An 8,459-nucleotide genomic window follows, 5' to 3' on the forward strand; every position below is an offset into this window, starting at 1 on the left:
TTCTGTCTTATTTTGCTGTTTGAGTAAATTTGAGTAGATTTTTAGAAGCGGTAACTATTAAACAGTAATAAATCGTAGTCAAAAGGAGTAATCCGTTACCCCAGACCTCAGAAACTGAAAAACACTCTAGTGCATATTTATTCTAAAAAATATGGTTGTAACTTTAAATGTGGTGGAAATTATAGCTCAAGCTAATAGTAAAAATAGCTTATTTTTAAATCCACCTTGGTGTTGGCTTTTATTGGGATTGATTGTATCAAGTCTGGAATATTTTTTGCGTAAATTCATTACCAAAAAATATCGTTTCATCATTTTGATGATTGGAGTCAGTTCAATTCTAATGGCTTTTATTTTGTGGCGACTACAGGATATATTCAATATAAATTGGCCTATTTTAATGAGTGTGGAAGGAGCATTAACTTTACAAATTTTATATTGGATAGGTTTGGCGTTTACATTTGTTTTTTGGGTTCGTCCAATGTTTTATCGAGTTAAAATCTCAACAATGGTTGAAAACACTCAAGCAGAAACTCTCACAGAAATTAAACCAGGAGAAACAGGAAGAGTACTTTATGAAGGTTGCTCTTGGCAAGCATGTTGTGAAGTTTCTCAAGAAACTATTCCTCCTCATCAAAAAGTATATGTGGTTAATCGCAAAGATAATATTCTCTTTGTTATCCCTGAAGATTTATTTCGGAATTAAAATTGGTCTAGCTGGAAGATATTAATAGTTTACTACTAGGCGGATACTTAGGGATATCCCCTTTTAAAAAACAAGTCTGATTAAGGGTTGATTCCTTTGATTATATACATCTTTTAAACCTTACTAAAGGTCAATTTTTATCCTTATTTTTTGGCCAAAATTTATTGGGAGATGACAGTCAATGAATGGATTAATTATTACATTATTAATGATAGCAGCAGCTACCTTTGCTGGTAGTGTAAAAGTTATCAAACAGGGAGATGAAGCCCTTGTAGAAATGTTAGGACGTTATGATGGGCGAAAATTAAAGCCTGGCTTGAACTTTGTGACCCCATTTATTTCTTATATTGCCATTAAAGAAACAAATCGTGAGAAAATACTTCAAGTTCCACCGCAAAATTGTATTACCAGTGATAATGTTTCGATTCAAGTTGATGTAGTTGTATATTGGCGCCTTTTGGATTTGGAAAAAGCCTATTATAAAGTCCAAAATTTACAGGATGCTATTTCCAAACTGGTATTAACACAATTGCGTGCAGAAATGGGGCGTTTAAGTCTTAATGAAAACTTAACGGCTAGGACAGAAATAAATGAAAAATTACTGCGGGATTTAGATGTTGCTACAGCACATTGGGGAGTAAAAGTAACTCGTGTCGAACTGTTAGATATTGTGCCATCTTCTACGGTTCAAGGAGCAATGGAACTACAGATGTCTGCCGAGCGAAAAAAGAATGCTGCCATTTTGATTTCTGAGGGGGAACGTCAAGCAATGATTAATAATGCACAGGGAGAGGCTGAGGCGAAACTCATTCGGGCACAAGCTGATAATAAAGTATCGATGTTGCAGGCTGAATCTCAACAGAAAGAGCAAATTTTAAAAGCTAAAACTATCGCAGAAGCACTTGAATTAATTGCGGAAAAATTAAAACAAGATCCTCGTTCTCAAAATTCTTCTTATGGTAAAGCATTGCAATTTTTATTAGCACAAAATTATCTGGAAATGGGTATGAATATCGGACTTAGTGATAATAGTAAAGTTCTGTTTTATGATCCGAGAAATGTACCTGAAACAATTAATAAAATGGAATCTATGCTCAATTATTCAGAGGAAAAAGAATCTTAAAAATTATTGGTAACAATGCCAAAAGAAACACAATTGAGTTCTATAATATATAAAGATTGCTAGTTGGACTTTAGTCCAAAAAGCTATATATAGGGAGATATACAAGATGCAGTTAAATAGTAAATTAGACACTTATTATGATATAATGTGTGTGCTTTTTAGAAAAAGTTAAAATTGCGGAAACTCTTAGGGATAGCATATTTCATAGATACTATTAACGAATGGGTAGGTCGTTTGACTTACTGGTTAGTACTGGTTATGGTAGGGGTAGGAGTATGGAATGTTATCGGTAGATACCTAGGGAAAGCGATATCAAAAAACCTCACATCTAATGCTTTGATAGAGACACAATGGTATCTATTCTCAGTAATCTTCTTATTAGGGGCAGCATACGCTTTAAAACATAACGAACATGTACGTGTAGACATATTTTACAAAGGCTGGAGTGCCAAAAAAAAAGCAATTGTTAATTTAATCGGTTCAACTTTATTTCTGATGAGTTTCGCAGGGATGATTATTTACTTCTCTATAGGTAATATTCTCAATTCTTGGGAAATAAAAGAAATGTCGCCAGACCCTGGAGGTTTACCCCGTTATCCCATTAAAGCAATGATTTTAGTGAGTTTTGCTTTATTAGTACTCCAGGGAATTGCTGAAGCGATTAAAAATTGGGCAATTATTACCAATCATATCACTCCACCTGAGGTAACAGATGACTCTAGACTATGAATGGCTAGGAGTAGTCATGTTTGTAGGGGCGCTGCTATTTCTTGCCCTAGGATATCCAGTAGCGTTTTCTCTCGGGGCAGTATCAGTTGTTTTTGCAATTGTAGGGGCAGTTTTAGGAGTATTTGAGCCAGTATTTCTCTCGGCATTGCCATCCCGGATTTTTGGCATTATGTCTAATTATACTCTCCTAGCTATCCCCTATTTTATTTTTCTAGGCTCAATGCTGGAAAAAACCGGAATTGCTGAAAACCTCCTAGAAACTATGGGAATTCTCTTCGGGAGGATAAGAGGAGGTTTAGCCTTAGCGGTAATTATTGTTGGTGCCTTGTTAGCTGCTTCTACAGGGGTAGTGGCAGCAACAGTGGTGGCTATGGGCTTAATTTCTTTGCCAATTATGCTGCGCTATGGCTATAACAAGGAGTTGGCTACGGGGGTGATTGTTGCTTCAGGCACTTTAGGACAAATTATTCCTCCAAGTGTGGTTTTGGTGGTATTGGGAGACCAACTAGGTATTTCTGTGGGAGATTTATTTATGGGCTCCCTGATTCCTGGATTATTGATGACCACAGTTTTTGCCCTCCATGTATTGATTATCGCCTTGATTCGTCCTGATGTGGCACCAGCTTTACCCCGAGAGGTGCGAGATATGAGTTTTGATAAATTATTACTGAAAATTGTGAGGGTGATGATTCCTCCTCTACTTTTGATTTTATTAGTTTTAGGGAGTATTTTTACAGGTTTTGCTACTCCCACAGAGGCTGGCGCGGTTGGGTCTTTGGGAGCAATTATTTTGGCTGCTGTTAGTGGTAAGTTAAGTTGGAGTGCTCTTTCTCAGGTATGTGATGCTACTTTGAGAATAACCACGATGGTAATGTTTATTTTACTCGGTTCCACGGCTTTTAGTTTAGTGTTTCGGGGGTTAAATGGCGATCGCTTTGTGTTTGATTTACTTGCTAATCTTCCTGGTGGTTTAACGGGTTTTTTAATAGTCAATATGTTAACAGTATTTTTACTGGGCTTTTTTATTGATTTTTTTGAAATTGCTTTTATTGTTATTCCCATTTTTGCCCCAGTTGCCGAAGAATTAGGGCTAGATTTAGTTTGGTATGGTGTGATTCTCGGTGCTAACTTACAGACATCTTTTTTAACTCCTCCCTTTGGCTTTGCTTTGTTTTATCTTAGGGGAGTTGCGCCTGTGGAGGTTAAAACTACTGATATTTATCGTGGGGCGATTCCTTTTATTTTATTGCAGTTATTGGTTTTGTTGTTAATTATTATTTTCCCTGATTTAGTTACTTTTATTCCTTCTTTGGGTAATTAATCTGACGGGGCGCAAGTCGGTAGGTTGGGTTAAACGAAGTGCAACCCAACACATAACAGTCGCAGACAAGTAGGCAAAGGGCGCAAGCCTTGCGCCCCTACTAGTGGTGCGAGTGATGTGAGAAGAGTGAGGAGGTATAGCAATGAGCCAATAGATGTTGACAAAAATGATGAAAAGCCCCCCTTGGTAAGGGTATGATGTAGGTATTCCCCAAAGGCGCGATCGCAAAACTCCTGATATTCTCTAGTAAACAGAATAAATTCATGCCAAGCATCATCTACTATCTGAGAAGGCATTGCTACCATTTTGTTTTTAGCTTTTTGACACAGACAAAAATATTCTTTTAAGGTAGAAAATACTAAATCTTGTTGCTGACTATCTAATTGAGGATGTTTTTGGGCTAATTTATTTCTTAATGCTTCTGTAAATTGGTAGTTTCTTAAAAATTCTCGACGTTTTTGTTTAGTCTTTTTTTTGCGTATATTTCGTAAATTGGTAAAAATAACAGTATTTGTTACCAGTATCAAAAACAGTAAGAACGAAATGGCAAATACAGGAGATATTGCTGAATTTTCCATCTTCACAACTCCAAACTACATATATTGCTATTTTGGCACAATGAGGTTCGTAGTTGGACTTTAGTCCGAAAGATTGTGAGGGAACAAATTACTTAAAATTCATTTTAAAAGAACCTAAAACCGCTAAACCTAACACCTGTATTTATTTTAACCTTGTTGTCACTCCCTCAGTGATAGGGCTAAAGCCCTACTACAAACTTATTAACTCATTCTGAATATGATAAAAATAACTGGAAAAAAGATAAATGGTATAACAAATAAAATTTTATTAAACTATCAACTAAAACTTTTAATCTAATTATTTTAAACTTGTCCAATTTTACTTTATCTAGATTTTTCTAATTCTTTTAATATTATGCAAACCCAAGACCGCTATAGAGAACTGTTACAGCAGTTTCCGCCTCGTCCCATTAAGTCAGATGAACAGTTAGAGATTATGCAAGAAAGAGTTAATTCTCTTTTAGATAAACCTGAATTAACTCTAGATGAACAAGATTATTTAGATGTATTAGGAACATTAATTTATCAATATGAACAAAATCAAGAGTTTATTCCTGATATTCATGGAGTAGAACTACTTAAGGTTTTGATTACAGAAAGAGGGCTCAAACAAAAAGACCTTGTTCCTATTTTTAACACTGAATCTATTGTTTCTGATGTTCTTAATGGTAAACGAGAATTAAATAAGAAACATATTCAAAGATTAGCCAATTTTTTTAATCTATCCCCTGCTATTTTTTCCCTAGAAATAACAAAAACTTGGCCTAAAAGTTAAATTAGTCAGTTATAGCAGTGACCGCAGTGGTGTTAACAACATTGATCACTAACTTTTCCCCCCAACCCCCCTTACCAAGGGGGGCTTTTCATCATTTTTGTCAACATCTAAGTAGGTCGGTATAAATAAACATTAAAAAGTTTATAAATTGTGAATTGGTGTAATCAACTCTGTATATAGCGATCGCTTAATTTTGACTATTTTCACATTTTACACTTAAATTTTGCCGACCTACTTATTGGCTCATTGCTATAAGTAATTTCTCAAGGCAGACTCCTGAGTTGATTCCCTGTTAAATCAAGATGAGTGAGATTTTGTTGTTTTACGTCTTCAATTATGCTCTCAAGATAAATATGTTTGATTCTTATCCGAGCGCTATTGATGTGCAAAGTAGGGGCGCAAGGCTTGCGCCCATCCCCAGGCTTGCGCCCATCCCCAGGCTTGCGCCCATATCCAGGCTTGCGCCCATATCCAGGCTTGCGCCCCTCATTTATTATGCTTATACCAAATCCGGTTTTCAAAGTGTACTTATTTTTCTATCTCCTCTAAAGCACAGAAAGCCTTTCTCTCCCTGCTCCCTGCTCAGAAGCTCCCTGCTTCTTTATAAATACCATTTCATAATCGGATGAGCGTATTACTCCTCCTTGAAATCTTCAATAGCAGCAATCAGAAAAGATGCCGCAGGATGGTTAAGCATAGATTCAATCGCCCCTAAACTTCCAGCTTTGGCAGCACTTAGTAACCGTTGAGTTAATGAGGAATTTTTTTCAATAATATCCATCGCTTCTACTGCAAAGATTTTCTTATCCTTCTTGGTTTCAGTAGGATAAGTCTGACTGAGTTGATTAAGAAGTGCCCTTGCTCTTGGTTTTCTAACTTTGTTGTTTGAGTATATCCATTGTCATCACAGATTTTTAAGTATTCTTCAACGGTTATATAATCGCGATTATCTTTTTCAATTGCTTTGCGTACCTTAGCCCATGATTTGGGGATTTTAATTCCAACTTGAGGCAGTTGCTGAATATAATACTCAATAGCTTTGATAATTGGTGTCAATTTCTCTTGATTGGCTAAATCTGTATCCAGTATCTCTTTAATCATCTTTCCGAAACGACCTCTGATTTGTGATTCATCCCCAATATCAACTTGTAGATTATTCTTCTGATTTTTGATAACCAACAGGGGACTACTATCACTGAGAAGTTCTACAATGTTTAACCAATAATCTATATGTATATGGTCTTTTCTACTATCGGAAACTAGGAGATACAGAGAACGTTTAGTTAAAAAGAATTGATGAGTTTGATGGTAGATTTCTTGTCCCCCAAAGTCCCAAAAATTAATCCGAAAGTTTTGATTATTCTCAACAGGGAAACTATATTCACACTTACCAATTCCATGGGTAGGGTTTTCTGGTTGAGGCACAGGATAATTAGGGTCGATAATCTTCTTAACCAGGGTAGTTTTTCCTGATTCGCCTTCACCCACAACAATAGCCTTCGCTTCGTAGATTATGTCATAGCCTTCTTCTTAAAGCTTTCGGAAGTATTCTCTCATTGCTTCAATGCCCTTTTGGCAAACCTCTACAGGGGGACTTTCTAGGGGATTCCCACTTAAATCAAGTGTGGTTAAATTAGTCAGGTGAGTAAATTCTTCTGGCAGACTGCTGAGTTGATTACTACTTAAATCAAGATAAGTTAAATTAGTCAGGTGAGTAAATTCTTCTGGCAGACTGCTGAGTTGATTAAAACTTAAATCAAGGTTGGTTAAATTAGTCAGTTGAGAAAATTCTGCTGGCAGACTGTTGAGTTGATTCTCACTTAAATCAAGATAAGTTAAATTAGTCAGGTGAGTAATTTCTGATGGCAGACTGCTGAGTTTATTCTCAATTAAATCAAGGTTGGTTAAATTAGTCAGTTGAGAAAATTCTTCTGGGAGACTGCTGAGTTGATTCCAACTTAAATCAAGGTTGGTTAAATTAGTCAGTTGAGAAAATTCTGCTGGCAGACTGCTGAGTTGATTAAAACTTAAATCAAGGTTGGTTAAATTAGTCAGTTGAGAAAATTCTGCTGGCAGACTGCTGAGTTGATTCTCACTTAAATTAAGATAAGTTAAATTAGTCAGGTGAGTAATTTCTGATGGCAGACTGCTGAGTTTATTCTCAATTAAATCAAGGTTGGTTAAATTAGTCAGTTGAGAAAATTCTTCTGGGAGACTGCTGAGTTGATTCCAACTTAAATCAAGGTTGGTTAAATTAGTCAGTTGAGAAAATTCTGCTGGCAGACTGCTGAGTTGATTACTACTTAAATCAAGATAAGTTAAATTAGTCAGTTGAGTAAATTCTGCTGGCAGACTGCTGAGTTGATTCTCACTTAAATCAAGATAAGTTAAATTAGTCAGGTGAGTAATTTCTGATGGCAGACTGCTGAGTTGATTCCAACTTAAATCAAGATAAGTTAAATTAGTCAGGTGAGTAATTTCTGATGGCAGACTGCTGAGTTGATTCCAACTTAAATCAAGATAAGTTAAATTAGTCAGGTGAGTAATTTCTGATGGCAGACTGCTGAGTTGATTCCAACTTAAATCAAGATAAGTTAAATTAGTCAGGTGAGTAATTTCTGATGGCAGACTGCTGAGTTGATTCTCACTTAAATTAAGAGAGGTTAAATTAGTCAGGTGAGTAATTTCTGATGGCAGACTGCTGAGTTCATTCCCTCTTAAATCAACGCCTAATTGTTTCCATGATTTAAAAAAATTTAGAGAGGATTTAAAGTTTTCTTGCCATCGAATTCCTAAGTAATTTAATTTAGGTAAAAGTGAGCTTATGTTCTCAATTTGGCTAAATTCTAAATCTGAGCCAAATAGGTGTAATTCTTGCAAATTAGTTAACTGGCTTAGGACTTGAGGAAGATTTTGAATTCGATGCCCATTGAGGTTTAGTATCTCTAACTGGGTTAAATCATATATTTCTATAGGAATTTCATTGATTCTTTTATCGTCATCCCAAGGATTATTACTCAGACTAAGATTTAATTCAGTGAGGTGCTGTTGTTTTACTTCTTGGATTTTACTTTGAATCCATTCAGGAGTGGGCATGATATGAAATGTTATGAAATAGTCTTTATCAAAAAGTTAATTTAGTAGTAGGGGCGCAAGGCTTGCGCCCATATCCAGACTTGCGCCCATATCCAGGCTTGCGCCCATATCCAGGCTTGCGCCCATATCCAGGC

The 8,459-nt window shown here is 36.0% G+C and carries 10 protein-coding genes; 6 read left to right on the forward strand and 4 right to left on the reverse strand.

Features of this window, described 5'->3' with window-relative positions; translation table 11 throughout:
* Window positions 1-151 precede the first annotated feature (151 nt).
* From MW688_RS18085 to MW688_RS18100, 4 genes are all read left to right on the forward strand, one after another.
* Window positions 152-703, forward strand: coding sequence for an NfeD family protein (locus MW688_RS18085; RefSeq protein ID WP_486737412.1), 552 nt, complete (start codon window positions 152-154; stop codon window positions 701-703).
* Between the two features lie 181 nt (window positions 704-884).
* Window positions 885-1,826: an SPFH domain-containing protein gene (locus tag MW688_RS18090; RefSeq protein WP_486737413.1), complete on the forward strand. Its 942-nt coding sequence runs from the start codon at window positions 885-887 to the stop codon at window positions 1,824-1,826.
* Window positions 1,827-2,000: 174 nt separating this feature from the next.
* Window positions 2,001-2,555 carry a TRAP transporter small permease subunit gene (locus MW688_RS18095; RefSeq protein ID WP_486737414.1) on the forward strand — a complete coding sequence of 185 codons (555 nt, stop codon included), beginning with the start codon at window positions 2,001-2,003 and terminating at the stop codon, window positions 2,553-2,555.
* Window positions 2,539-3,876, forward strand: coding sequence for a TRAP transporter large permease (locus MW688_RS18100; protein ID WP_486737415.1), 1,338 nt, complete (start codon window positions 2,539-2,541; stop codon window positions 3,874-3,876). Before MW688_RS18095 ends, MW688_RS18100 begins: the two co-directional genes overlap by 17 nt.
* A gap of 29 nt (window positions 3,877-3,905) precedes the next feature.
* Here the strand turns inward: MW688_RS18100 and MW688_RS18105 are convergent, their stop codons facing one another.
* Window positions 3,906-4,454, reverse strand: coding sequence for a glycine-rich domain-containing protein (locus MW688_RS18105; protein ID WP_486737416.1), 549 nt, complete (start codon window positions 4,452-4,454; stop codon window positions 3,906-3,908).
* A 355-nt stretch (window positions 4,455-4,809) separates the two neighbouring features.
* On the opposite strand from MW688_RS18105, the gene MW688_RS18110 reads away from it, so the two are divergent.
* Both MW688_RS18110 and MW688_RS18115 read left to right on the forward strand, forming a co-directional pair.
* Window positions 4,810-5,229 carry a helix-turn-helix domain-containing protein gene (locus MW688_RS18110; protein ID WP_486737417.1) on the forward strand — a complete coding sequence of 140 codons (420 nt, stop codon included), beginning with the start codon at window positions 4,810-4,812 and terminating at the stop codon, window positions 5,227-5,229.
* A 381-nt stretch (window positions 5,230-5,610) separates the two neighbouring features.
* Window positions 5,611-5,778 carry a hypothetical protein gene (locus tag MW688_RS18115; RefSeq protein WP_486737418.1) on the forward strand — a complete coding sequence of 56 codons (168 nt, stop codon included), beginning with the start codon at window positions 5,611-5,613 and terminating at the stop codon, window positions 5,776-5,778.
* Between the two features lie 85 nt (window positions 5,779-5,863).
* On the opposite strand, the gene MW688_RS18120 is transcribed toward MW688_RS18115, so the two are convergent.
* The 3 genes from MW688_RS18120 to MW688_RS18130 are packed head-to-tail and all read right to left on the reverse strand — an operon-like array spanning window position 5,864 to window position 8,325.
* Window positions 5,864-6,010 carry a hypothetical protein gene (locus MW688_RS18120; RefSeq protein WP_486737419.1) on the reverse strand — a complete coding sequence of 49 codons (147 nt, stop codon included), beginning with the start codon at window positions 6,008-6,010 and terminating at the stop codon, window positions 5,864-5,866.
* 5 nt (window positions 6,011-6,015) lie between these two features.
* Window positions 6,016-6,744 carry an ADP-ribosylation factor-like protein gene (locus MW688_RS18125; protein WP_486737421.1) on the reverse strand — a complete coding sequence of 243 codons (729 nt, stop codon included), beginning with the start codon at window positions 6,742-6,744 and terminating at the stop codon, window positions 6,016-6,018.
* Between the two features lie 15 nt (window positions 6,745-6,759).
* The gene (locus MW688_RS18130; RefSeq protein ID WP_486737420.1) at window positions 6,760-8,325 is read right to left on the reverse strand and encodes a leucine-rich repeat domain-containing protein; all 1,566 of its coding nucleotides are present in this window, start codon (window positions 8,323-8,325) and stop codon (window positions 6,760-6,762) included.
* Window positions 8,326-8,459: the final 134 nt, after the last annotated feature.

The organism is Johannesbaptistia floridana, from assembly GCF_057440575.1.

Coding starts and splice junctions, on each gene's coding strand:
- MW688_RS18085 (WP_486737412.1), top strand. CDS start 152: ATGGTTGTAACTTTAAATGTGGTGGAAATTATAGCTCAAGCTAATAGT.
- MW688_RS18090 (WP_486737413.1), top strand. CDS start 885: ATGAATGGATTAATTATTACATTATTAATGATAGCAGCAGCTACCTTT.
- MW688_RS18100 (WP_486737415.1), top strand. CDS start 2,539: ATGACTCTAGACTATGAATGGCTAGGAGTAGTCATGTTTGTAGGGGCG.
- MW688_RS18105 (WP_486737416.1), bottom strand. CDS start 4,454: ATGGAAAATTCAGCAATATCTCCTGTATTTGCCATTTCGTTCTTACTG.
- MW688_RS18110 (WP_486737417.1), top strand. CDS start 4,810: ATGCAAACCCAAGACCGCTATAGAGAACTGTTACAGCAGTTTCCGCCT.
- MW688_RS18115 (WP_486737418.1), top strand. CDS start 5,611: ATGTGCAAAGTAGGGGCGCAAGGCTTGCGCCCATCCCCAGGCTTGCGC.
- MW688_RS18120 (WP_486737419.1), bottom strand. CDS start 6,010: ATGGATATTATTGAAAAAAATTCCTCATTAACTCAACGGTTACTAAGT.
- MW688_RS18130 (WP_486737420.1), bottom strand. CDS start 8,325: ATGCCCACTCCTGAATGGATTCAAAGTAAAATCCAAGAAGTAAAACAA.